This is a genomic window from Streptomyces sp. MB09-01 (assembly GCF_033794505.1).
Classification (GTDB): domain Bacteria; phylum Actinomycetota; class Actinomycetes; order Streptomycetales; family Streptomycetaceae; genus Streptomyces.
In genome coordinates, this window is record NZ_JARAYQ010000112.1 from 1 (window position 1) to 25502 (window position 25502).

Genomic DNA, 25502 nt, shown 5'->3' on the forward strand with positions numbered 1-25502 from the left:
CCAGAGGGGGTGGCAGGAGCAGGGGCAGGAGCTGACACAGGCGTGGGCGCGGGAGCCGGGGCGGCAGTCGCGGGCGCGGCGCTCGCCGCCCCCGTGGCGGCGTCGGCGACCTGCGGGGCCTGGGCGACGGTGGTGGCGGCCTGTGCGGAGGCGCCGTCCGTCGTCGTCGTGGGCTTCTCCGCACCGTCGGACTTCACCGGAGCGGCGACGCCCCCCGGCTTGTAGTCGGCGAAGAAGTCCCACCAGGCCCGGTCGACCGAATTCGGGTCCTGGAGGTACTGCTGATAGATCTCGTCGACGAGCCACTCATTGGCACCGAAGCCTGAGGCAGGGTTCTTCCCGCCCTCTGCTGCTTCGGTCGTGGTGCTCGAGTTACTGGGGGACTGTGGCGACACGGCGGCAACCGCCCTCTTCCGCTTCACAAGGTATGGACAGCGGGAATAAAGGCTACGCCTCCTGGACCGTGAGATGCAGACCGGGCGGGACATCCGTCGCGCAGGTCACATCGAACGGCGGGTTTCACCGCCTGGAATGGCGGGAAACACGTGTGGTTCGGGTAGGGGGCACCGAGGTTGCGGCCCCCTTGGCTTCGCACCCCTGACGGATCCCGGGTACGTGTGGCCGAGATCATGTCCTTCCCACTCGAACCCTACGTCAACACGGAGCCTGCGAGCTGCCCGGAAGCGTGACGAGGATGCGGCAGCCGCGTGACGATTCGGCCACTCCGATCCGCCCGCCGTGCAGCTCCACCGCCCAGCGGGCGATCGCCAGCCCCAGTCCGGTGCCGCCGTCGCCCCCGCGGGCGCTGCCCCGGTTGAACCGCTCGAAGACCCGGTGGCGCTCCGCCTCCGGTATGCCGGGCCCTTCGTCCCGTACCTCCAGGACCAGGCCGCCGGGTGCGTCGCCGGCCCGCGCGCGGACCGTGACCCGGCCGTGCGGGGGGCTGTGCTTGACCGCGTTGTCGATCAGGTTCGCCACCACCTGGTGCAGGCGCTCGTTGTCCGCGTACGCCCACAGCTCGGGCGGGAAGACGTCCAGGTGCAGGTGCACGTCGTTGCGGGTGTGCCCGCCCGAGCCGGAGAGCAGCCCCGGCCGCCCGGCGGCCGCCAGCCGCGACTCCTTCAGCACCCCCGACAGGTACGGCCACACCTCGAAGCGGCGGGCGCGCAGCGGGACCACGCCGTTGTCCACCCGGGACAGGTCCAGCAGGGTCTCCACGAGGCCGCCGAGGCGCTCCGTCTGCTTCAGCATCGTGCGCATGGTCTCGGGATCGGCGGCCGAGACCCCGTCCACCACGTTCTCCAGCACGGCCCGCAGCGCGGCGATCGGCGTGCGCAGCTCGTGCGAGACGTTGGCGACCAGCTCCTTGCGGTGCCGGTCCACGGCCTCCAGGTCGTCCGCCATCAGATTGATGGTGGAGGCCAGGTCGCCCAGCTCGTCGCGGCGTCCGGCCCCGCGCACCCGCCGGGTGTAGTCACCGTGGGATATCGCCCGGGCCACGGTCGTCATGTCGTCCAGCGGGGCCGTCAAGCTGTGCGCCACGAACTGCGTGATCAGCATCGAGGCGATCACCGAGAAGACCGTGATGAAGCGCAGCTCGGTGTCGGTGCGCAGGGCCACCAGCAGCAGGCCGGTCGTGATGAAGACCGAGACCACCACGAGCGTGCCCAGCTTGGTCTTGATCGAGAACGGCGAGAAGGGCCGCAGGCCCCCGGCGGGCCGGTGCCGCTGCCTCGGTCCGGTCGGCACGCCGCTCACGGCTGGGCCGGGGTCTCCAGGGCGTACCCGACGCCGTGGACGGTACGGATCCGCTCCGCGCCGATCTTGCGCCGCAGGGCCTTGATGTGGCTGTCGACCGTACGGGTCCCGGACGCGTCGGCCCAGTCCCACACCTCGGCCAGCAGCTGCTCCCGGGAGAGCACCGCCCGCGGGGTCCCGGCCAGGCACACCAGCAGGTCGAACTCGGTCGGCGTCAGGTGCACGTCCTCGGTCTGCACCCGGACCCGGCGCTGCGCGTGGTCGATCTCCAGATCGCCCAGGCGCAGCGTGGCCCCGCGCGGGGTGTGGGCGGCGATCGTCGCCCGCTCCACCCGGCGCAGCAGCACGTGGACCCGCGCCGCCAGCTCGCGCATCGAGAACGGCTTCGTCATGTAGTCGTCCGCGCCGACCCCGAGCCCCACCAGCAGGTCGGTCTCGTCGTCCCGCGCGGTGAGCATCAGCACCGGGACCGGCCGCTGCGCCTGGACCCGGCGGCAGACCTCCAGCCCGTCGAAGCCGGGCAGCATGACGTCCAGGACCAGCAGCTCCGGCAGCCAGCTCTCGGCCGCGGCGACGGCGGCGGGGCCGTCCGTCGCCGTCTGCACCTGGAAGCCCTCGGCGCGCAGGCGGGCCGCGATGGCCTCGGCGATGGTGTGGTCGTCCTCGACGACGAGCACACGCCGCTGGGCGCCGGGTGTCGCCGCGGCGCCGTTGTGTGTGGTGTGTGTCTGTTCCATGTCCGCCCCTGAAGATCCCGCGTGAATGGGGTGCAGCGTAGAGGAGGCACCGGCCTGCGGCTACGTGGGGTTCGGACATGGCATATGTGCTGGAGCAGCGTAAGCGGAATGATATGTACCGGGTGCCGGACCCCCCACGGGACCGGCACCCGGCGGGCGGGACCGGTCAGGTGCCCCGCCGTCTGTGGCCCTCTACAGGGTCAGCCCGTGCCCGTGCGGGAAGACCGGGTCGTGGGTGTCGTTCGGCACATCGGGACGGGAGGCCGCGACCGCTTCCATCGAGCGCGGGAGCTCGAAGGGGAGGCGGCCCTCGGGGATGGCCCGGCCGAAGGCCACGTCCAGCAGGGCGGCGTCCGAGGCGCCGTAGTCGGCGATCAGGGCGGCCGCGCGTGCGGCGATCTCCGGGATGACGGCGGCCCGCTCCAGGTTGATGCAGACCAGGGTCGGGACCCGGTCCAGGAGGGCCAGGACCTCCGTCAGCTCCGGCTCGGGGAAGGCCAGCGAGCCCGAGTGGAAGAAGGACTCGAAGAGGTTCTCCCGGGGCTCGTACGGGGTCCGCAGGCGCAGGACTGCGAGGTCCGCCCCGGCCGGTCCGTCGACCACCTCGCCGTACCCGGCGGCCACGCCCTCGTCCACGCCCCGCACGTACAGCCTCGGCCGCCCGCGCAGCGGCAGCCGGCCGTCCGGATTGGTGAGGACGGTCAGGGAGCGGCGCTGGGCCGCGTCGCCCATGGCCGCGAAATCGGCCCGGCCCACGGTCTCGGCCGCCGCGTCCGGGTCCACGTACGGGTTCTCGAACAGGCCGAGCGTGAACTTCTCGCGCAGCAGCCGGCGTACGGACCCGTCGATCCGGGACTCGGCGACGCGGCCCGAGCGGACCAGCTCCACGACGACCTCCGGGCACTGCTCGCCGCCGAACTGGTCGCAGCCGGCCTCCAGGGCGCGGGCCGCCCGCTCGGCCACGCTCAGGTGCTCCACGCCCCAGGCGCGCGCCGGATGCACCTGCCCGAAGATCGTCGCGTCGTTGAGCAGCCCCCAGTCGGTGCAGACGATCCCGTCGAAGCCGAGCTCCTCCCGGAGCAGGCCGGTGACCACGCCCTTGCTGAAGCCGAAGCCGACCTCCTCCCAGTCGGTGCCCACCGGCTGGCCGTAGTACGGCATCATCTGCGCGCACCCGGCGGCTATCGCGGCCTTGAACGGCTCCAGGTGGTGCTCGCGCATGCCGCCCGGGTAGACCTGCTCCTTGCCGTGCGCGAAGTGCGGGTCCTCGCCGTCCTTCTGCGGGCCGCCGCCCGGGAAGTGCTTGACCATGGCGGAGACCGATCCGGGACCGAGGGCCGGGCCCTGGAGGCCGCCTACGTACGCCCGGACGAGCCGGCCGGTCAGCTCGGCGTCGGAGCCGAAAGTGCCGGTCTGGCGGGCCCAGCGGGGCTCGGTGGCCAGGTCGATCTGCGGGTGCAGGGCGACGCGGAAGCCGACGGCGAGGTACTCGCGGCGGACGGTGTCGGCGAACCGGTGGACGAGCTCGGGATCACCGATCGCGGCCAGGCCCAGGGCCTCCGGCCAGGCGGAGAAGGCGCCGGCGTTGAAGGAGGCGCCGATGTTGTCGGTGAAGGCGTGGCGCGGGTCGGTCGAGAGGGTGACCGGGATGCCGAGGCGGGTGGCCGCGGCCATCTCCTGGACGGCGTTCTGCCACCGGGCCATCTCGAAGGCCCCGTAGGTGCCCAGCAGGTTGAAGTGCGACAGGAAGCGGTCCTCGACCAGCTCGGGCGTGGTGAACGGGAGCATCGAGCCGTCGGTCTCGGTGACCGGGCTGCCGTCCGCGTTCATCATCAGCATCGAGTGGAAGAGCTGGCCGGCCTTCTCCTCCAGCGTCATCCGGGAGAGCAGATCCGCCACGCGCCGGTCGACGGGGAGGGAGGCGTCCTGGTACTCGGGGATTGCGTTCACGGCGGGGCTCCTGGACTGCGTGGCCGGGCGGATCGGCGGCGTGGGCGTCACGGTAGAGGCGAAAACCTAGCACCCGCTAGGTTTTTGAAAGTGACGTGGGTCACCCCCGGCGGTGGCCGGAAGGGGGCGGCGTCTAGGGTGGGGCGCATGGCAGGGGACACGGGGCGAGCGGCTCCGAAGGGCGCCGGGCGCGGGACCTACGCGGTCGGCGACGCCCGCCGGCAGAAGATCCTCGACACCGCGGTGGAGCACTTCGCGCAGTGGGGCTTCCACGCCTCCTCGCTGGCCCGGATCTCGGCCGGCTGCGGGATCACCCAGGGCGGGCTGCTGCACCACTTCCGCGGCAAGGAGGACCTGCTGCTGTCGGTGCTCGCGCAGAGCGAGCGGCACGACGTGGAGCGGCTCTTCGGCGAACCCGCCGCATCGGTCGCCGCGTACTTCACCACCCTCGTGGGCCTGGCCGCGGACAACGAGCGGCGGCCGGGGATCGTCCGGATGTTCAACACCCTGGTCGGCGAGGCCGCCGACCCCGGGCATCCCGCCCACGCGTACTTCCAGCAGCGCTACGCCCGGGTGCTCGGCCACACCGTCGAGGTGCTGGAGGCGGGCGTCGCGCGCGGCGAACTGCGCCCGGACGCCGACTGCGACGCCGTCGGGCGGGAGATCATCGCCGTCATGGACGGGCTGCAGATCCAGTGGGTGCTGGCGCCCGGGAACGTGGACATGCCGGCCCGGCTGCGCGGGTTCCTGGACCGGCTGCTGCGGGAGGTCTCGGCGGCGGGGACGGGCCTGCCGGCCCCGGCCGTGTCCTAGGCCGGGTGTTCCAGGCCCGGGTGGCCTGGGCCCGGGTGCCCCCTGGGGCCGGGTGGCCTAGCGCGCCGTGAAGGAGGGCAGGGCGTCCACCACCTTCGTCAGGGCCGGCGGCAGGGAGCCCTGGGCGCCCGCCACCTCGTAGCCGCCGTGCACGAAGGTGTAGAAGTACCCGTCGTAGATCGTGGGGCCGCCCGTGGCGCTCCTGGGCAGGTGGGCGAAGTCCGCCTCCTCGAGGGCGGTGCGCAGGGCGGCGAGCCCGGCCTCCGGCATCGTGCCGGTGCGCTCCTGCTTCGCCTCGGCGTCCAGCAGGGTCCAGGAGCCGTCGCCCTTGACGATGAGGGTGTGGGTCCGGCCGGCGAAGCCACCGCTGCGGGTGACGCGGACCAGGGTCTCGCCGGGGGCGGGGAGCCGGCCGGCCGTGGGGCTCGCGGTGGGGCCCGGGCTCGTTCCAGGGCCGGGGGCGCTCCCGGTCGGGCCCGGGGCCGACTCCGTGGAGGCCTTCGGAGGCGTGTCGTCGCCGTCTCCGGAGGCGGACGGTCCGCATCCCGTGAGCAACGCCGCGCTCAGCACCAGGCCCGCCACCGCTCGGAACGTGCGCACACCCACCTCCGCCATCACTCCGGTCCAACCCCGAGTATGGAGTCCGCCCACCCGTTCCGACAGCTCCCGGAGGCCGACATCAGCCGGATCGCCCCCTGGCGGCTGCTGCCGCCGCTGCTCGCCGCGGTCCTCGGCCTCTGGGGCCTGGAGCGGAGCGGCAGCATGTGGCGCGACGAGTCCGTCACCTGGCAGGTGGCCCACCGGCCGCTCGGCGGGATCTGGGAGCTGCTGGGCGGCGTCGACGCCGTCCACGGCCTGTACTACCTGCTCATGCACGGGGTCTTCCAGCTCTGGGACGGCGGCCTGTGGGCGCTGCGGCTGCCCTCCGTCGCCGCCACCGCGCTCGCGGCCGCCGGGGTGGCCGCCGTCGCGCACCGGCTGGCGGGGGAGCGGGCCGCGCTGATCGCCGGCTGCGTGTACGCCGTCCTCCCGCCGGTGCAGATGTACGCACAGGAGGGGCGCTCGTACGCCCTGGTCGCGGCCGCCGTGGTGTGGGCGACGTACCTGATGCTGCGCGAGCGGTGGGCGGCGTACACGCTGGTGCTGCTGCTCGGCTGCTGGCTGCACGAGTTCGCCGTACTGGCGCTGCTCGCCCACGCCTTCACCGCGTGGCGCTCGCGCGGCTGGCGGTGGAGCGCCGCCGCCGTGGTCGTCCTCCTGCTGCCGCTGGCCGTGGTGAGCGCCCGGCAGGCCGAGCAGCAGCTCGGCTGGCTCGGCCGGCCGAGCTGGCAGGACTGGGCGGCGTACGCAGTGGTGGGCGGCGCGGCCCTGCTGCTCGCGCGGGGGGCCGCGAAGGACCTCGTCCGGGTGGCGCTTCCCCTCGCCCTGCTGCCGCCCGGGCTGCTGATGGTGATCTCCCTGCTGCACCCCTGGTACGTCGACCGGTACGTGCTCTACGCGCTGGCCGGACCCGCCCTGCTGGCCGGGGCCCGGCTGGCGGCCGCCCGCGGGTGGTGGCCGTGGGTGCTGGTCGCGGCGCTGCTCGTGCCGTTCGGCATCTGGTCGGTGTGGCTCCGCACGCCGGAGAGCCGCAAGGACGACGTCCTCGCGGTGGCCGCCGCGGTCCGGGAGCGGGCCCGGCCGGGGGACGCCGTGGTGTTCATGCCCGCGCGCCGGCGCGAGTGGCTGCTCTCCTCGCCCGGGACCCACGCGGAACTTCGCGACGTGGCCCTGGACCGCACCCCGGCCGCTTCGCACAGCCTCCAGGGCACCGAGCTGCCCCCGGACCGGATCCGCTCGGCCCTGCTCGCCTCGCCGCGGGTGATCGCCCTGCTGGACCCGTCCGGTCAGCCACTGGACCCGTACCCGCGGGAGGCGGTCAAGCGGGAGACCCTGGCCACCCGGTTCGAACTGTGCTCGACGACCGCCGTGCGCGGAGCCCGCATCGCCGTGTACGCCCACCGGGGCGCCTGCCGCTGACCCGCCGGGGGTGCGCCGTCGGTGTCGGCCCGCCGGGGCGCTCGCCGCTGCCCCGACGGGCGCCCCGGGCCGTGCCGGCCTGCCGGGAGGCGCGCCGCTGACCCGGCCCGGCGGGGCCCCGGTCCGCGTGCGGCCGGCACCGGCCTGCCGCCGCCCCGCCCGGCCGGCACTCCGGGCGGCGGAGGAGGATGGGGCGACCCGCGTCGTCCAGCCGGAGGTGCCCAATGCCCACGCCCCAGAACGCCGCGTCCCAGGAGCCCGGACCGGGAGCGGGGCGCGAACCCGCGGCGGGACGGCTCGCCGGAGCGCTGCCCGGGCCGGAGGCCGGAGGGACGCCCGGGCCGGGGACCGGATCGCCGCCCCGGCCGAAGGCCGAACCGCTGCCAGGGCCGCTCGTCGGGGTGGACTGGCTGGCCGGGCGGCTCGGGGCGGCCGGACCGGTGGTCCTCGACGCTTCCGTCGGTGCCCACCGGGGTGCCGAGCGCCGGATTCCGGGGGCCCGCCCCTTCGACCTCGACGGGGCCCTGTCCGACCACGGGGCCCCCGCCCCGCACACCATGCCCGGGGCCCGGGCATTCGCCGAGGCCATGCGGGCGCTCGGGGTCCGCGACGCGGACACCGTCGTCGTCTACGACGGCGCCGGGATCTACTCCAGCGCCCGCGCCTGGTGGATGCTGCGCGCCATGGGCTTCGACCGGGTCGCCGTCCTCGACGGGGGACTGCCCGCCTGGACCGCCGCCGGCCTGCCCGTCGAGGACACCGGCCCGGCCTACGACGGCCCGCCCGGCTCCTTCACCGCGCGGCCCCGCCCCGGGCTGCTGGTCGGCGGCGAGGCCGTCGCCGCGGCCCTGGCCGATCCGGCAGCGGCCGTCGTCGACGCCCGCACCCGCGGGCGCTTCGCCGGTACCGCCCCCGAGCCCCGCCCGGGCCTGCGCGGCGGGCACATGCCGGGCGCGGTCAACCTGCCGTTCGGCGAACTGCAGGACCGCGACGGCCTGATGCGTCCGGCCGGCGAGCTCCGCGCGGCCTTCGCCGAGGTCGTGGGCGGGCGCGACCGCCTCTACTTCAGCTGCGGCTCCGGGGTGACCGCCTGCGTGCTGGCCCTCGGCGCCGACCTCGCCGGATACGAGGAGCTGGCCGTGTACGACGGCTCCTGGAGCGAGTGGGGCGTGCCGTCGCCGCTTCGCCCGGTCGCGACCGGCCCGTAGGCGCCCGGAGGGTGCCGTGCTCCGCCGCCGGCCGGGCCGGGGGCTTCCGGGGCCGGGGGTTAACCCCACCCGGAGTCCGGGTACCGGCCCCATCGGCCGGGCGGTGGAGCCGCGCGAGGATCGGTCCATGACTTCTCACGCCACGTCACACCGCCTCGTGCGCACCGCGGTTGCCGTCCTCGGGGCCGGGTTCCTGCTGGCCGGCTGCTCCTTCTCGGACGGACCGAAGAAGACCGCGACCGCCGACACCACGGTCACCGAGCCGGTCGCGGCGGTCGAGGTGACGGACGCGCGGTCGGGCTCGATCGAGGTCACCCCGGGGGCGGGTCCCGGCGTCACGGTCCGCCGCACCGTCCACTACCGCGGCGACACGGCCCCCACCCCCGGCCAGCAGGTCAGCGCGGGTGTGCTCACCTTCTCCGACGGCTGCTCCGGCAACTGCTCCATCGACTACCGCCTGGAGGTCCCGGCCTCGGCCAGGGTCAAGCTGGAGAGCAGCAGCGGCCGCATCACCGTCACGGGCGTGGCCGCCGCCGAGGTGGAGGCCGACTCCGGCGAGGTCCGTGCCGAGCGCATCGCGGGCCCCCTGAAGATCCGTACCTCCTCGGGCGACATCACCGCGGCCGGCCTCTCCGGCCCGAGCGCGGACGTCCACTCGGACTCGGGCGACGCCCGCATGGACTTCACCGCGGCCCCGTCCTCGGTGCTGGCCGAGACCACCTCGGGCGACGTCACGCTGAAGGTCCCCACGGCTCCCTACCGGGTCGACGTCTCCACCACCTCCGGCACCCGCGACATCACCCTGCCCGCAGACCCCTCGGCCCCCTCCCGCCTCTCGGCGAAGACCACCTCGGGCGACGTCCGCGTCTCCGCACGGAGCTAGCGCGGACCGTGGCCCCGAAGGCGTACGTCAGGAGCCGCCGCCGCTGACACCAGGTGCGACGAAGCGTCGGTGCAGGGGGTAGAACTTCGGCTCGGGGTCGCTCGCCACGCCCAGTTCGCCCTTGAGCACGGGGGCGATCCTGGCCTCGATGAACCGGTTGAAGTGGTCCTCCGACTCCCAGATGTCCATCACGTTGAGGCCGCCGCGGACGAACCAGGCGGAGTGCAGCACACACCCGTCCGGTGCGTCCTCTTCCCAGCGCACCTTCTGGCGCACCGCGTCGTACACGTCGGGTGTGATCTCGGGCCAGGAAAAGGTCATCACGACTGCCATGGAGTTTCCTCTCGACCGCCTGGACGCGCCGCGGCCGGACGGCACGCGTATCGCACAGCGACGCTAAGCCGCCGGCATGGCCCGTGCACTCCAGGGCGTCCATCAGTGAAGGGTGCCGACGGAACCACGCGGAGGCGTTCGCCCCGGGCGAACGGGGGTTGGGGAACATTGGGGAGCGCACATGCATTGAGTCGGCATAGCTCAACTTCACTGCCGGAGGGAAGATCATGGCTTCGACGTCCGTCACACTCACTCTGCCCGTGCTGCCGCTCGACGACGAGGTCGTGCTGCCCGGAATGGTTGTTCCGCTGGACCTGTCCGACGCCGAGGTGCGCGGGGCCGTGGAGGCGGCCCAGGCCGCGGCGGGCAGCGGGAAGCCGCGGGTGCTGCTCGTGCCGCGGATCGACGGGAAGTACGCCGCGACGGGTGTGCTCGGGACGGTCGAGCAGGTGGGGCGGCTCTCCGACGGTGACCCCGGAGCGCTCATCCGCGGCCGCGGCCGGATCCGCATCGGCGCCGGCACCACCGGACCCGGGGCCGCGCTCTGGGTCGAGGGCGAGACCGTGGACGAGCACGTGCCGGACCCGCTGCCGGGATCCGTGGCCGAGCTCGTCAAGGAGTACAAGGCGCTCGCCACCAGCTGGCTCAAGAAGCGCGGCGCCTGGCAGGTCGTGGACCGGGTCCAGCAGATCGAGGGGGTGTCCGCGCTGGCGGACAACTCCGGGTACTCCCCGTTCCTGACGGTCGACCAGAAGGTCGAACTGCTGGAGACCGCCGACCCCGTCGCCCGCCTCAAGCTCGCGATCAAGGCGCTCAGCGACCACCTCGCCGAGCAGGACGTGGCCGAGTCCATCGCCAAGGACGTGCAGGACGGCGTCGACAAGCAGCAGCGGGAGTTCCTGCTCCGGCGGCAGCTGGAGGCCGTGCGCAAGGAACTGCGCGAGCTGAACGGGGAGAAGGACGGCGAGGAGTCCGACGACTACCGGGCCCGCGTCGAGGCCGCCGACCTCCCCGAGAAGGTCCGGGAGGCCGCGCTCAAGGAGGTCGAGAAGCTGGAGCGGGCCAGCGACCAGAGCCCGGAGGGTTCCTGGATCCGCACCTGGCTGGACACCGTGCTGGAACTGCCCTGGAACGAGCGCACCGAGGACCAGTACGACATCCGGGGAGCCCGGGCGGTGCTGGACGCCGAGCACGCCGGCCTGAGCGACGTGAAGGACCGCATCACCGAGTACCTCGCCGTCAGGAAGCGGCGCAGCGACCGCGGCATGGGCGTCATCGGCGGCCGCCGCGGCGGGGCCGTCCTCGCGCTCGTCGGGCCGCCCGGCGTCGGCAAGACCTCCCTCGGGGAGTCCGTGGCGCACGCCATGGGCCGCAAGTTCGTGCGCGTCGCCCTCGGCGGCGTCCGCGACGAGGCCGAGGTCCGCGGCCACCGCCGGACCTACGTCGGCGCCCTGCCGGGCCGGATCGTCCGGGCCATCAAGGAGGCCGGGTCGATGAACCCGGTGGTGCTGCTCGACGAGATCGACAAGGTGGGCTCCGACTACCGCGGCGACCCGGCGGCCGCCCTGCTGGAGGTCCTGGACCCGGCGCAGAACCACACCTTCCGGGACCATTACCTGGAGGTGGAGCTCGACCTGAGCGACGTCGTCTTCCTGGCCACCGCCAATGTCCTGGAGGCCATCCCGGAGGCGCTGGCCGACCGGATGGAGCTCGTCCGCCTCGACGGCTACACCGAGGACGAGAAGGTCGTCATCGCCCGCGACCACCTGCTCCCGCGCCAGCTGGAGCGCGCCGGCCTCGGCGCCGACGAGGTGGTCCTGGAGGAGGGCGCCCTGCGCAGGCTGGCCGGGGAGTACACCCGGGAGGCGGGCGTCCGCACCCTGGAGCGGTCCATCGCGCGCCTGCTGCGCAAGGTTGCCTCCCAGCACGAGCTGGGCGAGCGCGAGCTGCCCTTCAGCGTCGGCGCCGACGACCTGCGCGGGCTGATCGGACGCCCGCACCACGTGCCCGAGTCCGCCCAGGACCCGGCCGAGCGGCGCACCGCGGTCCCCGGCGTGGCCACCGGCCTCGCCGTGACCGGCGCGGGCGGCGACGTGCTGTTCGTGGAGGCGTCGCTGGCCGATCCGGAGACGGGCGCGGCCGGCCTGACCCTCACCGGCCAGCTCGGCGACGTCATGAAGGAGTCGGCGCAGATCGCACTGAGCTTCCTGCGCTCGCACGGCGCGGAACTGGAGCTCCCGGTCGCCGACCTGAAGGACCGAGGCGTGCACATCCACTTCCCGGCGGGCGCCGTGCCCAAGGACGGCCCGAGCGCCGGCATCACGATGACGACCGCGCTCGCCTCGCTGCTCTCCGGACGGCAGGTCCGCACCGACGTGGCCATGACCGGCGAGGTCTCGCTGACCGGACGGGTCCTGCCGATCGGCGGGGTCAAGCAGAAGCTGCTGGCCGCGCACCGGGCCGGGCTGACCACCGTGATCATCCCGAAGCGGAACGAGGCCGACCTGGACGACGTCCCGGCGGAGGTGCTGGAGGGGCTGGAGGTGCACCCGGTGACGGACGTGCGCCAGGTGCTGGAACTCGCCCTGGCCCAGGCGGAGGTGGAGGTCGCCGCCGCGGCGTGACGGAGGGCCGCACGGCGCGCCGGGTGTCCCCCTTCACGCTCCGAGCGCGCCCCCGGCGGCGCCGAGTGCGCGCCCGCCTCGCGCCCCGCTCGCGCCCCACCACACGGCCCGGCTCCCCGCTCCGGCGGGGTCCCGGGCCGTCGGCGCACGCCCTGCGAAATACTGGCCCTCACCCACCGAGGTGCCACACACCATCGAAGGAGCGGGACGTGCACGGGAGCGAAGACCAGGAGTTCCTTGCCCTGGAGCGGGAGCTGTCCGTCTTCCTCCGGCGCGCCCGCGCCTCCTCCGGCGAGATGGCCCGCGAGCTCCACCCCGAGCTGGAGCCCGCCGCGTACGGGCTCCTCGTACGCCTGGAGGCGGCCGGCCGGCAGCGGGCCACCGAGCTCGCCGCCTACTTCGGCGTCGGCAAGGCCACCATGAGCCGGCAGCTGCGGGCCCTGGAGGTCCTGGGCCTGGTGGCCCGCGAGCCGGACCCCGCCGACGGCCGGGCCTTCCTGGTCGGCCTCACCGAGGAGGGCCGCGAGCGGTTCCTGCGGGTACGGGGCGCACGGCGCGAGCAGTACATGCGCAAGCTCGCCGGCTGGGACCGCGGCGAGGTGGCGGAACTGGCCCGGCTGCTGAACCAGCTGAACGCCGGCGCGGAGTAGGGGCACCCGCCCCACCCGCGCCCAGGTCCTAGAGCTCCGCGTAGACCGCCGACGCGTCGTCGTGCCGCTTGTACCGTGCCGGAGGCCGGGCCGGGTCGCGCTCGAGGGCGCGGACCCGGCCGATCAGGCCCTCCGCTCCCTCCTTGCGCAGCACCGCCAGGCACTCGGCCCAGTCGCCCTCCCCGAACGTGTCCGTCCACCGGCTCGCCCCGTCCGTGAGCGCGGCCACCGCCCGCACCTGCCCGCGCGGGGTGCGCCCGGTCACCGCCAGGGCGGCCACCGCCGGGTCCGCGGCCGCCGTGAAGAAACCGCCCTCCGCGTTCCGCAGCGCGTCCGTCCCCGCCACCGAGCGCAGCACCTCCCGCGGCACCCGGTCCAGCCGGTCGTCGAGCACCGCCGTCACCTCGCCCCCGGGCGCCTGGAGGAGGAGTACGGAGTCCGAGAGCACGAGGTGCTCCACGCAGGCCTCGTCCCAGCGGACCATGACGACCGTCGCCTGCGGGGTGCGGACGTGAGAAAGGTCACAGGTGTCGCGGTGGGCCTCGGCCGTGGCGCGGACGGACTCGGCCAGAATCCGGTCCAGCGTCATGTCCCGTCGCGATCCGGACAGTTCGGTCAATCGGCCGCCGAGCCGGGCCGCGAACCACGGAACTCCGTGCACGCAGCCGTCCTCGCCGCTCGGCGGGGTGACTCCGTCCAGGGCGACCAGCACGCCGCCGCCCGAGGCGGGGATCGTGGCCGACACCCAGTCCTCATTGGGGCGTTCTTCACTGCCGGGGGCCGAGGCGAGGTCGATGCGCATGCCGCCATTCTGCCGGGCGGGGACCGCGCCGCACGTGCAGGTCCGTACCAAAGCGGGAGGAGGCGTGCGGGCCCGTACGCGGACCGTCCGGGCGCGGGCCGGAGGGGCCCGGGCAGGGCGCGGGCACGCTGGCGGACATGTGGGCGGGCATCCTGCCAAAGCCCGCATCGATCTTTCAACCGCCTGTCCACGGAAGCGCTCTGGGGCAGGGTGCCCGAGTTGGTTGCCAACTCTTCCGTGATGTTCACTCGTTCGAGTGGCCGGGTGGGCGATGTGCGGCTCTCTCCCCAACACGCTGCAAAGGTCTGAGGCGGTACGAGGGGGCAGGGGGCGTTTACTTGTTGACCGGCCGTTACCTCGGCCACACGAGTAGACGAGCACAAGCACACGTACAGGATTGCGAGCACCGGTGCAGAAGAAGCGGTCTCGGAAGAACGGCACCGCCGCCGACGGCCCGGCCCCCGCAGGACGCCGCGTCCGCGTGCGCCGCAGGCTGGTCGTCGGCGTCGCCGTCGCCGGCCTCACCGTCCTCGCGGCAGGCGCCCCCGCCGTCGTCACCGCCGCGAGGGAGCTGAACGACTCCCAGCGGCTGGTCACCCTCGCGGAACAGACCGGGCAGATCCTCACCGTCGCGCACGTCCTCGCCGACGAGCGCGACGCCGTGGTCGAGTACGCCGCCAAGGGCCGCCCCGGCGCCGCCAGGGGAGCCCTCCAGGAACGCATCGGGCGGACCGACCGGCAGATCGCCGAGGCCGCGACCGAGGTCGACGAGCCCCTCGCGGTGGCCCTCGCCCGCGTCGCGACCGTCCGTACCGAGGCCATCGACGGCAAGGGCACCGCCCTCGCCGCCCACCAGGCCTACACCGGCGTCATCACGGAACTCCTCGCCCCGGGGGGCCGGCTCGCCGAGCTGACGCCGCCGCGCGCCGAGGCCGCCCTCACCACCACCCGCCCGCTCGCCCCGCTGGGCCAGGCCGTGGAACAGGCCTCGGCCACCCGCGGACTGCTGCTCGCCGCGCTGGCCGTCCCCCGCGGCGAGCAGCTCCCGGGCTCGGCCGTGGCCGACGAACTCACCACCGCCGCCCAGCGTTCGCGCGTACGGGAACTGGCCGCGCTGGACGACTTCGCGCGCGCCGCGCGGCCCGACGTGCGCCAGACCCTCACCGCCACCGTCACCGGCCCCGAGGTCAAGACGGCCGACGACTTCCTCAAGCGGCTCACCGACCGGCCGACCCTGAACCCGGCCGACCGCAAGACCGACGGGGCCGCCGTCGGCAGCGCGCTCACCGCCCGCATCGACCGGATGCGGACCGTCGAGGCCACCCTCGCGGGCCAGCGCGCCTCCGCCCTGGCCTCCCTGCGCGACGACGACGTGACCCGGCTCGAAACCCTGGTCGCCGTGCTCGGTCTGCTGTTCCTGATCGCCGTCGGCGTCTCGACCGCCGTCGCCCGCTCGCTGACCCGGCCGCTGTCGGTCCTGCGGCGCGGCGCGGCGCGGCTGGCGACGCCGGAGGGCTCGGTGGAACCGGTGCGGTTCACCGGCCGCAACGACGAGTTCGCCGAGGTCGTGCGCCACCTGAACGCGGTGCGCGACCAGACGGTCTCCCTGCACACCCGGATCGCCGGGCTCGACGCCGACCGCCGCCGGATCATCGGCCGCAACGAGGCGCTGACCGCCAGCCGGGACGTGCTGGAGGAGGAGCTGGTGAAGCTGCGGGCGGGGCTGGAGGAGCACCGCCGCGTCATGTCGACGACCTCCGTCTCCCTGTCGCTGCGGACGCTGGGCTTGGTCGAGCGCCAGCTCGCGGTCATCGAGGAGCTGGAGTCCAAGGAGCAGGACCCGGACCGGCTCGCGACCCTGTTCAAGCTCGACCACCTGGCGACCGTGATGCGCCGCCACAACGAGAACCTGCTGGTCCTGGCCGGGCAGGAGCACGGCCACGGGCAGGTGCTGCCGGTGCCGCTGGTCGACGTGATGCGGGCCGCCGTCAGCGAGATCGAGCGCTACGAGCGCGTCGACCTCGCGGCGCTGCCCTCGTACACCCAGGTCGCCGGGCACGCGGCCGACGACCTCTCACACGTGCTGGCCGAGCTGCTGGAGAACGCGACCACGTTCTCGCCGCCCGAAGTCAAGGTGAAGGTGTCCGGCTGGACGCTGGACTCCGGTGACGTGGTGCTGTCCGTCGTGGACGAGGGCATCGGGGTCACCGGGGACCGGCTGGAATCGCTGAATTCCCGGCTGTCCACGCCCGAGGCGTACGACGAGGAGCCCGAGGCCGAACACGGCCTGGGCCTCGGTCTGTACGTGGCCGGGCGGCTCGCGGCGCGGCACGGGGTCACCGCGGAACTGCGCGCCGGGCGGCACGGCGGGACCGAGGCCCTGGTGGTCGTCCCGGCGGCGCTGCTGCCCGCCACCCCGCCGGTCTCCCCGGTCCACACCCTGGCCACGCCGGGCGCGCCCGCGCTGCACCTGCCGGGCGTGATCGCCGAGGCCAACGAGAACACCCTCCCGCCCCGCCGCCGCGGCACCCACGCGGCCCCGGACCCCACGGAACAGGCCGCCACCGACGCCACGGAACCGGCCGCCCCCGCTTCCGCCGACGCCACGGAACCTGCCGACTCCGCTTCCGCCGACGCCGTGGAACCTGCCGACTCGGTTGGCGCCGATGCCGCGGAACCGGCCGCACCGGCTACCGATGCCGCGGAGCCGGCCGCCCCGGCTGCCGATGCCGCAGGGCCCGTGGCTCCCGAGACCGACGCCGTGACGGAGCCCGAGCTCCCGACCGACGCCGCCACCTCTCCCGCGGAGCCCGCGGTACCTGCTGCCGACAATGCGGCCGCGGCCGCAGCCGCTGCCGCGGAGCCCGCGGTCCCGGCTCAGGCCGACACGGAGGCGGAGCCCGCCTTCCGCGTGCCCACCACCACGGTGGCTCCGGTGACCCTGGCCGAGGCCCTCGCCGGCCCCGCCCTCCCGGCCGAGGCCGCGGAGCCGACCGCCGAGGTGGAAGCCCCGTTCCCGGCTCCGGCCGAGGCCGGACTGCCGCCGGCGGACCAGATCTTCACCGCCGCACCCCCCGCGGACCAGGCCTTCCCGGCCGAGCCCCCGGCAGCGGACGTGCCCGCGGACCAGGCCTTCCCGGCCGAGCCGCCGGCAGGGGCCCCCGCAGGGGACGTGCCCGCGGACCAGGCCTTCCCGGCCGAGCCGCCGGCAGGGGCCCCCGCAGGGGACGTGCCCGCGGACCAGGCCTTCCCGGCCGAGCCGCCGGCAGCAGGGGCCCCCGCAGGGGACGTGCCCGCGGACCAGGTCTTCACCGCCGGGCCCCCCGCAGGGGACCCGCACAGGCATGCCCCCGCCGAAGGCAACTGGCTTCCCCGTCAGGGCAGCCACCCCGCCGACACCGACGACGCCGTCACCGACAAGGGCCTGCCGAAGCGGACCCCGCGCACCGTCACCGCCGGGCGCGCGGACGACGTACGGCCGCCCGCGCCACCGCGCCGGATCGACGCCGACGAACTCCGGCGCCGGCTCGGCGGCTTCTACCAGGGAGCCCAGGACGGGCGACGTGTCGCCGCCGCCGAGCTCGCCCAGGAGCACGCGCAGGACCAGGGGCAGGGACACAGCAAGACCGACCAGGGGGACACCGCACAGGAGGCACGCACATGACCGCGCCCAGTACGTACGGACTGAGCACCCAGGCCCGCAATCTGCAATGGCTGCTGACCGACCTGGTCGAGGAGGTGCCCGGCGTCAACTCCGTCGCCGTCGTCTCCTCGGACGGGCTGCTGCTCCTGTCCTCCGACCCTGCGACGGGCGGCGCGGGCGAGCCCCGGGCCGAAGCCGGGCCGAAGGGCCCGCGCGGGGCGTCCGCCGACCTCGCGACCATCGTGTCCGGCCTCGGCAGCCTCACCTCCGGCGCCGCCGCCCTCATGGACACCGGCTCCGTCAAGCAGACGATGGTCGCGATGGAGCACGGCTCCGTGTTCGTCATGGCCATCAGCGACGGCTCACTGCTGGGCGTGCACGCCACCCCCGACTGCGACATGAGCGTCGTCGCCTACCACATGGCCCTGTTCGTCGGCCGTGCCGGCCACGTCCTGACCCCCGAAGTCCGCAGCGAGCTGCGCCAGTCGATGGAGAACACCCCGTGAGGAGTACGGCCTCCGACCGGCTGCCGATACGCGGCGCCGACCGCCGCCCCGCCCGCGTCCGCCCGTACTCCCTCACGGGCGGCCGCACCCGCTTCACGCAGGTCCTGAACGTCGAGACCTTCGTCGCCACCCTGGACACCAAGGTGTCGGAGCCGCAGAAGCCCGACCGCATGCCCGAGATGCCCGCCATCGTCGAGGTCTGCCGTCGCATGCGCACGATCGCCGAGATAGCCGCGCTGCTGAAGCTGCCCCTCGGTGTGGTCCGCGTGCTCGTCAGCGACCTCGCCGACCAGGGCCGGATCCGGGTCTACGGGACCGGCCACGGTACGGGCCGTCCCGAACGCGCGCTGCTCGAAAGGGTGCTCAGTGGTCTTCGCCGTCTCTGATCAGCCGGTGTCGCCGGCCGTGGACGACGACCCCGTCCAGCCCTGGCAGTACGACCGCTCCCGCGCCCCCGTCGCCGTCAAGGTGCTGGTCGCGGGCGGCTTCGGCGTCGGCAAGACCACCTTCGTCTCCTCCGTCTCCGAGATCACCCCGCTGCGCACCGAGGCGGTGATGACCCAGGCCAGCGTCCCGACCGACGACCTGTCCGGCACCCCGGACAAGAACACCACCACCGTCGCCATGGACTTCGGCCGCGTCACCCTCGACGACGACCTCGTGTTCTACGTGTACGGGACCCCGGGCCAGGAGCGGTTCTGGTTCATGTGGGACGACCTGGTGCGCGGGGCCATCGGGGGGCTCGTGCTGGCCGACACCCGCCGGCTGCGCGACTGCTTCCCGGCCCTCGACTACTTCGAGAGCTGCGGGCTCCCGTACGCCGTCGCCGTCAACCATTTCGACGGCTCGCAGTCGTACGAGCCCGAGGACGTGCGCGAGGCGCTCAGCGTGCCGGCCCACGTGCCCGTCGTGATCATGGACGCACGGCGCCGGCACACCGTGATCGAGTCCCTGCTGGCCCTGGTGGGCCACGCCCTCGACACCACGCCCGAATAGGCCCGCAGGCCCGCAGGCCCGCAGCCCCGTCCCCCCCGTAGCCCCGAATCGAGAACGTGAGATGCGCAAGATACTCGTCGTGGGAGCCGGCCAGTCCGGTCTCCAGCTCGCCCTCGGCCTCCAGTCGAAGGGGTACGAGGTCACCCTCATGTCGAACCGGACGGCGGACGAGATCCGCACCGGCCGGGTCATGTCGACGCAGTGCATGTTCGACACGGCGCTCCAGCACGAGCGCGACCTCCAGATCAACTTCTGGGAGCAGCAGGCCCCGAAGATCGAGGGCCTCGGCGTCTCCGTCGCCACCCCCGACGCGGGCCGCGCCATCGACTGGCTCGGCCGGCTCAAGGGGTACGCGCAGTCCGTCGACCAGCGCGTGAAGATGGCCGGCTGGCTGGACACCTTCGCGCAGCGCGGCGGGCAGCTGGTCATCCACGGCGCGTCCGTCGCCGACCTCGACTACTTCTCCCGTACGTACGACCTGGTGCTGGTCGCCGCCGGCAAGGGCGAGCTGGTGTCGATGTTCGGGCGGGACGCGGCCCGGTCCCCGTACGACGCCCCGCAGCGGGCGCTGGCCGTCTCGTACGTGCACGGGCTCGGGCCGCGCGCCGAGCACCCGGACACGGAGGCCGTGCGCTGCAACCTGGTCCCGGGCGTGGGCGAGCTGTTCGTCATGCCGACCCTGACCACCTCGGGCCGGGCGGACATCCTGTTCTGGGAGGGTCTCCCGGGCGGCCCGCTGGACGTCTTCAACGGGATCAACGACCCGGCGGAACACCTGGCGCTCACGCTGGAGCTGATGGAGAAGTTCACGCCGTGGGAGTACGCCCGGGCGACGAAGGTGGAGCTGACGGACGCGGGCGGGACGCTGGCCGGGCGTTACGCGCCGGTGGTCCGCAACCCGATCGGGCGACTGCCCGGCGGCGGGCTGGTGCTGGGCGTCGCGGACGTGGTCGTCGCCAACGACCCGATCACCGGGCAGGGCTCGAACTCCGCCGCCAAGTGCGCGGCTTCGTACCTCTCCTCGATCCTGATGCACGGGGACAACCCGTTCGACGAGGCCTGGATGCAGGCGACCTTCGACAAGTACTGGTTCACCACGGGCAAGCCGGTGACCCAGTGGACGAACGCCATGCTGGGCGTCCCGCCGGAGCACGTGCTCAACCTGATCGGTGCGGCCGGGCAGCTGCAGCCGGTGGCGGATCGATTCGCCAACGGCTTCGACAACCCGGCCGACTTCGACGCGTACTTCTACGACCCGGAGGACGCGGCGGACTACGTGGCCGAGGTCGCCTCGTCGGTCGCGGCGTCCTCGGCCGGCGCCTCCTCGGACGAGTAACCGCTGTCCTCGTCCCCCGCCGTGGCCGTCGCGTCCGCCCCGGGCAGCGGCGGGGGAGCGAACTCCGCGAGCGGGGTGGCGCCGGGGTCCGGGCGCACGGCGCCGAGGAGCGGATTCGCGGCGAGGGGCGAGACCTTCACCTTCGCCCCCGGCCGCGGCGCCTGGATCACCTTGCCCTCGCCCACGTACAGGGCCACGTGCGTGGCCTTGGGGAAGTAGACCACCAGGTCCCCGGGGCGGAGCTGGTCCAGCGGCACCTTCGGCAGCTGCGCCCACTGCTCCTGGCTGGTCCGCGGGATGGTGCGCCCGGCGTGCGCCCAGGCCTGTGAGGTGAGCCCGGAGCAGTCGAAGGAACCCGGGCCCTCGGCGCCCCAGACGTACGGTTTGCCGATCTGGGCCGCCGCATAGGTGAGGGCGGCGCCGCCGGCCGCGGTGGGGGTGCCGGTGCGGGCCGGGAGCCGGCCGGAGTCCAGCAGGTCGCGCTGCGCGGCCGCGGTGTTCTTGTCCTCCTGCGCGCCGAGCCGGGCGAGCTGCTCGGGGGTCAGCGAGGCGAGCACCCGCTCGACCTCCTTGAGCTGCGCCGCGACCTCGTCCTTGTGGAGCTTCTGCCGCGCCGCCAGGCTCTGCCGGGTGTCCAGGGCCTTGCGGGCCCGGACGGCGAGCTCGTCGGCCTTCTTCTCGCCGCGCATGAGCCGGGCGAGCACGCCGGCCTGCCGTGCGCCCTCGCGGGCGGTGAGCCGACGCTGCTCCAGGGCCGCCTCGGGGGTGCCGGCGAGCAGCATCCGGGCGTAGGGGGAGAGGCCGCGGGTGCCCTGGTACTGCTCCCGGGCGAGCCGCCCGACGAGGGCCCTCGTGGAGTCGAGGGCGGTACGGGCCCGGCCGAGGTCGGCGGTGCGCTGCCGCTCCTCCTCCTGGCCGGCCTTGAGGGCGACCTCGGTGGCGTTGTACGCCTCGGCGGCCTCCTCGGCCTTCTGGTAGAGCCCCTGCAGGCGGGTGAGCAGGACCGCGACGGACTCCGCTTCGGGGCGGGCGGGCTCGGCCCCGGCAAGCGGGACCGGTCCGGCGACGAGGAGCGCCGCGGCAATGCAGGCGGCGCGAAGCGGCCGATGTGACATGGGATCACCTCCGAGGCGGCCGATGCTGCCACGCCCGGTATGACAAATCGCCCAACGGTGTCGGCCGGTCGCGGGACGCCACCCGCTTGGGGGAGCGGCCGGGGTGGTCCGTGCCGGCCTCCGGCGAGCCCCTCGAAAACCGGCTCGAGGCCGTGGAGCCCCTCCGGTTCGTCCGGGGGACGGCCGCCGGCGGGCACTACGCCGCCGAGTCCGTTCCCGGCTGAGGCAACCCGGCCGTGGCGGGCTGCGCGCGAGCCGGCGTCGTCGGTGGGGCCGCCCGGCCCTGGCGTCCGGGGGCCGCAGCGCGAAGAGTCCGGCCGTGTGACGCGGCCGCGCGGCGTCAGTCCCGCAGCAGGCGGGCCTTGGCCGCCGTGAACTCCTCGGGGGTCAGCAGGCCCTCGCGGGCCAGGTCGGCCAGTTGCCGCAGCTCCGCCACCAGAGGGGTCGGCGCGGGCGCGGGCGTCGGCGGGGCGGCCGTCCCCCCGCCCCCCCTTTCCTCCGCCGGCCCGGGTTCCGGATCGGGCTCGGGTTCAGGCTCGGGTTCAGGCTCGGGTTCAGGCATCGGTTCCGGTTCCGCCGGGGCCTGCGCAGCCTGGACCGCCCGCGCCAACAGGCCCCGGCGCGGCGGTTCGGCCGGTCCCACCGCGCCCGTCGTGTCCTCCGCAGCCCCGGCCGCCCGGGCCAGCAGGCCCCTCAGCAGCGGGTGGCCCGCCGGGCGCTGGGCCGGGCGGACCGTCGCCCCCACGGGCCGGATGAACATCAGGCCACCCCCGCGCGCGGGTCCGCAGGGATCCGGTCCGGCGGGATGCGGACCGAGCCGACGATCCGCCCGCCCGCCGCCCGTACGGCGACCGCCGCGTCCTCGGCCCACACGTGCTCGACCACCAGCAGCAGCGCGCAGCTCCCGCGCTCCAGCAGCCCCGCCGCCTCCTGTACGTCCTCCGGTCCGATGAGCCGTGCCACGTCCCGCCCCGTCAGCAGGCCGTGCAGCTCGACGAACTCGTCGAACTCGGCCGCGAGCACGTCGCCCGAGGCGGTCCTCGTCGCCACGAGCCCGTCGATCAGCCGGACCACACCCGTCTTGCGCAGCCCCATCACGGCCTCGATCGCAGGGACCCGCAACTGCTCCTCGGGGAAGGCGAGGACGATGAATTCCACGGGTCCCATACGCCTCGGCTCCTCACGTGTGACCGTTTTTGACGACTCTTCGGCACACTATGACATAACCGGACATACCATCCGCCTGCTTGCTACGTTTCGCGTATGACCGCTCTGACGGCGAAGGTAACGGAGCCCACGCCCCCGCCCCCCGACGCCCGCGCCCCCAAGCGCCGCGGCGTCGAGCTGACGCTCCTCGCCGGCGCCGTCCTGGTCTCCGTCCTCGGCCACCTGTACGTCGGCCTCGCCACCACCGGCCACGTCCCCCGCCTCGCCGGCCGCTACGCCGCCGGCCTCGCCGCCGCCGCGCTGCTCGCGCACCTCGCCGTCCGCTTCAGGGCCCCGTACGCCGACCCGCTCGTGCTGCCCATCGCCGTCCTGCTCAACGGGCTCGGGCTGGTCCTCATCCAGCGCCTCGACGCAACCACCCCCGGCCACCTCACCGCCGGGGACCAGCTCCGCTGGTCCGCCCTCGGAATGGCGCTGTTCGTCCTCGTCGTCGCGCTGCTCCGCGACCACCGCGTGCTGCAGCGCTACGCCTACCTCTCGGTGGCCGCCGCCCTCGTGCTGATGCTGGTCCCCGTCTTCTTCCCCGCGGTCAACGGCGCGCACATCTGGATCCGGTTCGCCGGACTCTCCTTCCAGCCGGGGGAGTTCGCCAAGATCCTGCTCGCCGTCTTCTTCGCCGCCTACCTCGCCGCGAAGCGCACCGCCCTCGCCCTCACCGGCCGCCGGCTCTTCTGGAAGCTGCGCCTGCTCCCCGGCCGCGTCCTCGGCCCGATCCTCGCGATCTGGCTGCTCAGCGTCGGCCTGCTCGTCCTGGAACGGGACCTGGGGACCTCGCTGCTGTTCTTCGGGCTGTTCGTGATCATGCTGTTCACCGCCACCGGGCGGATCGGCTGGATCGCGATCGGACTGCTGCTCGCCGCCCTCGGCGCGTACGCCGTCGGGACCTTCGAACCGCACGTGCACAGCCGCGTGGACGACTGGCTGAACCCTTTCGCCTCCATCGAACGCGGCGAAGGCCCCGGACAGCTCGCCCAGTCCCTCTTCGCCTTCGCCGCCGGCGGCCTGCTCGGCGCCGGGCTCGGCCACGGCCACTCGTTCCTCATCGGCTTCGCCGCCAAGTCGGACTTCATCCTCGCCACCGCCGGCGAGGAGCTCGGCCTCGTCGGCCTCGCCGCGATCCTGCTCCTCTACGGGCTCCTCGTCGCCCGCGGCTTCCGCGCCGGCCTCGCGCTGCGCGACCCCTTCGGACGGCTGCTCGCCACCGGGCTCGCCTCGATCGTCGCCCTCCAGGTCTTCGTCATCGCGGGCGGAGTCACCGGGCTGATCCCGCTCACCGGCATGGCCATGCCCTTCCTCGCCCAGGGCGGCTCCTCCGTCGTCACCAACTGGATCATCGTCGCGCTGCTGGTCCGGCTGAGCGACAGCGCCCGCAGGCCGCGCCCCGCCGGGGAGGGGGCCCCGTGATCCGCTACATCCGCTGGTGCGCGTACTTCTGCGCGCTGCTGCTCGTCGCCCTCCTGGTCAACATCGCCCGCGTGCAGGTCTGGGAATCCGCCGCCTACGGCGCGAACCCGGCCAACAAGCGCCCCGCCATCGAGCGGTACGCGAAGCCGCGCGGGGACATCCTGGTCGACGGGCGGCCCGTCACCGGCTCCCGCGACAGCGGCCAGCTGCTGCGCTACGAGCGCACCTACACGAACGGCCCGCTCTACGCGCCCGTCACCGGCTTCTCCTCCCAGACGTACGGGACCAGCTTCGTGGAGCGCGCCGAGGACGCGGTCCTGTCGGGCACGGACCCCGGCCTCTCGGCCTTCCCGCTCTGGTACGACCTGGCCCGCGGCCGCCCGGCCGGCGGGAACGCCGTCACCACCGTCCGCTCCGGCATGCAGCTGGCCGCGTACGCCGGGCTCGCGGGCAAGCGCGGGGCGGTGGCCGCCGTCGAGCCGGTCACCGGGAGGATCCTCGCGCTGGTCAGCAGCCCCTCGTACGATCCGGCCGAGCTGTCCGGGACGGGCCCGCGGGTGACGGAGGCCTGGGCGCGGCTGAACGCGGACCCGGCCAAGCCCATGCTCAACCGGGCGCTGCGCGAGACGTACCCGCCCGGCTCCACCTTCAAGATCGTGACGGCGGCCGCCGCCCTGGACGCGGGCGTGGTCACCGATGCGGACGCACCCACTGAGACCCCCGACCCCTACCCGCTGCCGGGCACCCGCACCCTGCTGCCGAACGCGGCCACGGGCTGTCAGGACGCCTCGATGGCGGAGGCGGTGCAGTGGTCCTGCAACACGGTGATGGCGAAGATCGGCGTACGGGTCGGGCTGCGCGGGATGGTGGACGCGGCCCGCCGCTTCGGATTCAACGGCGAGGCGCTGCGGGTGCCCTCCTGGGTGTCCCGGTCGAACTTCGACACCGACATGAGCCAGGACCAGCTGGCCCTGTCCTCCATCGGGCAGTTCAACACCAAGGCCACCCCGCTGCAGATGGCGATGGTGGCGGCCGCGGTCGCCAACGGCGGCGAGCTCAAGTCGCCCTACCTGGTGGAGCGCACCACCCAGGACGACGGCTCCCCGGTCCGGCGCGGGGACCAGCGCAGCCTGGGCCGCGCGATGAACCCGGCCACCGCGCTGCGGATGCAGGAACTGATGGTGAAGGTGGTGGAGAACGGGACGGGCCGGAACGCGGCCATCCCGGGGGCGGTCGTCGGCGGCAAGACCGGCACCGCCCAGCACGGCGTCGGCAACGCCGGGACCCCGTACGCCTGGTTCATCTCCTGGGCCAAGGCCGAGGGCGCGCCGCTGCCGGCGGTCGCGGTGGCGGTGGTGGTCGAGGACGCGGCGGCGGACCGGGGCGACATCAGCGGCAACAGCGCGGCCGCGCCGATCGCGCGGGCGGTGATGGAGGCGGCGCTGGCCGCGGGCACGTAGCTCCCGCCGAACCCGGACGGCCAGCCCCACCCGTACGC

At 74.3% G+C, this 25502-nt stretch carries 23 protein-coding genes; 13 read left to right on the forward strand and 10 right to left on the reverse strand.

The genetic code is table 11. The features are described from left to right. The 4 genes from PV721_RS22860 to PV721_RS22875 all read right to left on the reverse strand — a co-directional run. Window positions 1-395, reverse strand: a 395-nt coding sequence (locus PV721_RS22860; RefSeq protein WP_416371156.1) for a 2-oxoglutarate dehydrogenase E1 subunit family protein, incomplete at its 3' end; no start/stop codon positions are given. A gap of 259 nt (window positions 396-654) precedes the next feature. Further along, window positions 655-1749, reverse strand: a complete 1095-nt coding sequence (locus tag PV721_RS22865) for an ATP-binding protein (protein ID WP_416371157.1) — start codon at window positions 1747-1749, stop codon at window positions 655-657. Between the two features lie 5 nt (window positions 1750-1754). Further along, on the reverse strand, window positions 1755-2495 hold the full coding sequence (locus PV721_RS22870) for a response regulator transcription factor (RefSeq protein ID WP_319727286.1): 741 nt from the start codon (window positions 2493-2495) through the stop codon (window positions 1755-1757). Between the two features lie 192 nt (window positions 2496-2687). Further along, complete coding sequence (locus PV721_RS22875; RefSeq protein ID WP_319727288.1) at window positions 2688-4445, reverse strand: glycoside hydrolase family 3 protein; 1758 nt, start codon at window positions 4443-4445, stop codon at window positions 2688-2690. Between the two features lie 147 nt (window positions 4446-4592). On the opposite strand from PV721_RS22875, the gene PV721_RS22880 reads away from it, so the two are divergent. Further along, the gene (locus tag PV721_RS22880) at window positions 4593-5258 is read left to right on the forward strand and encodes a TetR/AcrR family transcriptional regulator (protein WP_319727290.1); all 666 of its coding nucleotides are present in this window, start codon (window positions 4593-4595) and stop codon (window positions 5256-5258) included. Between the two features lie 57 nt (window positions 5259-5315). Here the strand turns inward: PV721_RS22880 and PV721_RS22885 are convergent, their stop codons facing one another. Next, window positions 5316-5858: a hypothetical protein gene (locus PV721_RS22885; protein ID WP_319727291.1), complete on the reverse strand. Its 543-nt coding sequence runs from the start codon at window positions 5856-5858 to the stop codon at window positions 5316-5318. 36 nt (window positions 5859-5894) lie between these two features. Here PV721_RS22885 and PV721_RS22890 point away from each other — a divergent pair, with 36 nt between their 5' ends. From PV721_RS22890 to PV721_RS22900, 3 genes are all read left to right on the forward strand, one after another. Then, on the forward strand, window positions 5895-7277 hold the full coding sequence (locus tag PV721_RS22890) for a glycosyltransferase family 39 protein (RefSeq protein WP_319727293.1): 1383 nt from the start codon (window positions 5895-5897) through the stop codon (window positions 7275-7277). Window positions 7278-7501: 224 nt separating this feature from the next. Then, entirely contained in the window at window positions 7502-8485 is a 984-nt protein-coding gene (locus tag PV721_RS22895) for a sulfurtransferase (RefSeq protein ID WP_319727294.1), read from the forward strand. A gap of 127 nt (window positions 8486-8612) precedes the next feature. After that, window positions 8613-9368 (forward strand): DUF4097 family beta strand repeat-containing protein, encoded by a 756-nt coding sequence (locus PV721_RS22900; RefSeq protein WP_319727295.1) that lies wholly within the window; start codon window positions 8613-8615, stop codon window positions 9366-9368. Between the two features lie 27 nt (window positions 9369-9395). Here the strand turns inward: PV721_RS22900 and PV721_RS22905 are convergent, their stop codons facing one another. After that, on the reverse strand, window positions 9396-9701 hold the full coding sequence (locus PV721_RS22905) for a hypothetical protein (RefSeq protein WP_319727296.1): 306 nt from the start codon (window positions 9699-9701) through the stop codon (window positions 9396-9398). A 227-nt stretch (window positions 9702-9928) separates the two neighbouring features. Here PV721_RS22905 and lon point away from each other — a divergent pair, with 227 nt between their 5' ends. Together lon and PV721_RS22915 are read left to right on the forward strand one after the other, a co-directional pair. Next, window positions 9929-12325: an endopeptidase La gene (lon, locus tag PV721_RS22910; RefSeq protein ID WP_319727297.1), complete on the forward strand. Its 2397-nt coding sequence runs from the start codon at window positions 9929-9931 to the stop codon at window positions 12323-12325. A 209-nt stretch (window positions 12326-12534) separates the two neighbouring features. Further along, window positions 12535-12975: a MarR family winged helix-turn-helix transcriptional regulator gene (locus PV721_RS22915; RefSeq protein ID WP_319727299.1), complete on the forward strand. Its 441-nt coding sequence runs from the start codon at window positions 12535-12537 to the stop codon at window positions 12973-12975. A gap of 28 nt (window positions 12976-13003) precedes the next feature. Here the strand turns inward: PV721_RS22915 and PV721_RS22920 are convergent, their stop codons facing one another. Next, the gene (locus tag PV721_RS22920) at window positions 13004-13777 is read right to left on the reverse strand and encodes a protein phosphatase 2C domain-containing protein (RefSeq protein WP_319727301.1); all 774 of its coding nucleotides are present in this window, start codon (window positions 13775-13777) and stop codon (window positions 13004-13006) included. Window positions 13778-14186: 409 nt separating this feature from the next. On the opposite strand from PV721_RS22920, the gene PV721_RS22925 reads away from it, so the two are divergent. From PV721_RS22925 to PV721_RS22945, 5 genes are all read left to right on the forward strand, one after another. After that, window positions 14187-17441 carry a nitrate- and nitrite sensing domain-containing protein gene (locus PV721_RS22925; protein WP_319727303.1) on the forward strand — a complete coding sequence of 1085 codons (3255 nt, stop codon included), beginning with the start codon at window positions 14187-14189 and terminating at the stop codon, window positions 17439-17441. Further along, window positions 17438-17926: a roadblock/LC7 domain-containing protein gene (locus tag PV721_RS22930; RefSeq protein WP_319727306.1), complete on the forward strand. Its 489-nt coding sequence runs from the start codon at window positions 17438-17440 to the stop codon at window positions 17924-17926. Before PV721_RS22925 ends, PV721_RS22930 begins: the two co-directional genes overlap by 4 nt. Then, window positions 17923-18312 carry a DUF742 domain-containing protein gene (locus tag PV721_RS22935; RefSeq protein WP_319727307.1) on the forward strand — a complete coding sequence of 130 codons (390 nt, stop codon included), beginning with the start codon at window positions 17923-17925 and terminating at the stop codon, window positions 18310-18312. The genes PV721_RS22930 and PV721_RS22935 overlap by 4 nt, the downstream gene beginning before the upstream one ends. Then, window positions 18293-18922, forward strand: coding sequence for a GTP-binding protein (locus PV721_RS22940; RefSeq protein ID WP_319727309.1), 630 nt, complete (start codon window positions 18293-18295; stop codon window positions 18920-18922). Before PV721_RS22935 ends, PV721_RS22940 begins: the two co-directional genes overlap by 20 nt. A 61-nt stretch (window positions 18923-18983) precedes the next feature. Then, window positions 18984-20258: a styrene monooxygenase/indole monooxygenase family protein gene (locus tag PV721_RS22945; RefSeq protein ID WP_319727310.1), complete on the forward strand. Its 1275-nt coding sequence runs from the start codon at window positions 18984-18986 to the stop codon at window positions 20256-20258. Here the strand turns inward: PV721_RS22945 and PV721_RS22950 are convergent. The 3 genes from PV721_RS22950 to PV721_RS22960 form a co-directional block, all read right to left on the reverse strand. Next, window positions 20195-21373 carry a C40 family peptidase gene (locus tag PV721_RS22950; RefSeq protein WP_319727312.1) on the reverse strand — a complete coding sequence of 393 codons (1179 nt, stop codon included), beginning with the start codon at window positions 21371-21373 and terminating at the stop codon, window positions 20195-20197. The genes PV721_RS22945 and PV721_RS22950 overlap by 64 nt on opposite strands. Window positions 21374-21713: 340 nt before the next feature. Further along, complete coding sequence (locus PV721_RS22955; RefSeq protein WP_319727314.1) at window positions 21714-22133, reverse strand: SHOCT domain-containing protein; 420 nt, start codon at window positions 22131-22133, stop codon at window positions 21714-21716. After that, the gene (locus PV721_RS22960; RefSeq protein WP_319727316.1) at window positions 22133-22540 is read right to left on the reverse strand and encodes a DUF6325 family protein; all 408 of its coding nucleotides are present in this window, start codon (window positions 22538-22540) and stop codon (window positions 22133-22135) included. The genes PV721_RS22955 and PV721_RS22960 overlap by 1 nt, the downstream gene beginning before the upstream one ends. A 96-nt stretch (window positions 22541-22636) precedes the next feature. On the opposite strand from PV721_RS22960, the gene PV721_RS22965 reads away from it, so the two are divergent. Together PV721_RS22965 and PV721_RS22970 are read left to right on the forward strand one after the other, a co-directional pair. Continuing rightward, on the forward strand, window positions 22637-24004 hold the full coding sequence (locus PV721_RS22965) for an FtsW/RodA/SpoVE family cell cycle protein (protein ID WP_319727318.1): 1368 nt from the start codon (window positions 22637-22639) through the stop codon (window positions 24002-24004). Next, window positions 24001-25464, forward strand: a complete 1464-nt coding sequence (locus tag PV721_RS22970; protein ID WP_319727320.1) for a penicillin-binding transpeptidase domain-containing protein — start codon at window positions 24001-24003, stop codon at window positions 25462-25464. The genes PV721_RS22965 and PV721_RS22970 overlap by 4 nt, the downstream gene beginning before the upstream one ends. The last annotated feature ends 38 nt before the right edge of the window (window positions 25465-25502 follow it).

What these genes read in the sequence shown, in the direction of transcription:
- PV721_RS22870 (WP_319727286.1), bottom strand. Translation starts at nt 2,495, where the DNA reads ATGGAACAGACACACACCACACACAACGGCGCCGCGGCGACACCCGGC.
- PV721_RS22880 (WP_319727290.1), top strand. Translation starts at nt 4,593, where the DNA reads ATGGCAGGGGACACGGGGCGAGCGGCTCCGAAGGGCGCCGGGCGCGGG.
- PV721_RS22890 (WP_319727293.1), top strand. Translation starts at nt 5,895, where the DNA reads ATGGAGTCCGCCCACCCGTTCCGACAGCTCCCGGAGGCCGACATCAGC.
- PV721_RS22895 (WP_319727294.1), top strand. Translation starts at nt 7,502, where the DNA reads ATGCCCACGCCCCAGAACGCCGCGTCCCAGGAGCCCGGACCGGGAGCG.
- PV721_RS22900 (WP_319727295.1), top strand. Translation starts at nt 8,613, where the DNA reads ATGACTTCTCACGCCACGTCACACCGCCTCGTGCGCACCGCGGTTGCC.
- PV721_RS22905 (WP_319727296.1), bottom strand. Translation starts at nt 9,701, where the DNA reads ATGGCAGTCGTGATGACCTTTTCCTGGCCCGAGATCACACCCGACGTG.
- lon (WP_319727297.1), top strand. Translation starts at nt 9,929, where the DNA reads ATGGCTTCGACGTCCGTCACACTCACTCTGCCCGTGCTGCCGCTCGAC.
- PV721_RS22920 (WP_319727301.1), bottom strand. Translation starts at nt 13,777, where the DNA reads ATGCGCATCGACCTCGCCTCGGCCCCCGGCAGTGAAGAACGCCCCAAT.
- PV721_RS22930 (WP_319727306.1), top strand. Translation starts at nt 17,438, where the DNA reads ATGACCGCGCCCAGTACGTACGGACTGAGCACCCAGGCCCGCAATCTG.
- PV721_RS22945 (WP_319727310.1), top strand. Translation starts at nt 18,984, where the DNA reads ATGCGCAAGATACTCGTCGTGGGAGCCGGCCAGTCCGGTCTCCAGCTC.
- PV721_RS22950 (WP_319727312.1), bottom strand. Translation starts at nt 21,373, where the DNA reads ATGTCACATCGGCCGCTTCGCGCCGCCTGCATTGCCGCGGCGCTCCTC.
- PV721_RS22955 (WP_319727314.1), bottom strand. Translation starts at nt 22,133, where the DNA reads ATGTTCATCCGGCCCGTGGGGGCGACGGTCCGCCCGGCCCAGCGCCCG.
- PV721_RS22960 (WP_319727316.1), bottom strand. Translation starts at nt 22,540, where the DNA reads ATGGGACCCGTGGAATTCATCGTCCTCGCCTTCCCCGAGGAGCAGTTG.
- PV721_RS22965 (WP_319727318.1), top strand. Translation starts at nt 22,637, where the DNA reads ATGACCGCTCTGACGGCGAAGGTAACGGAGCCCACGCCCCCGCCCCCC.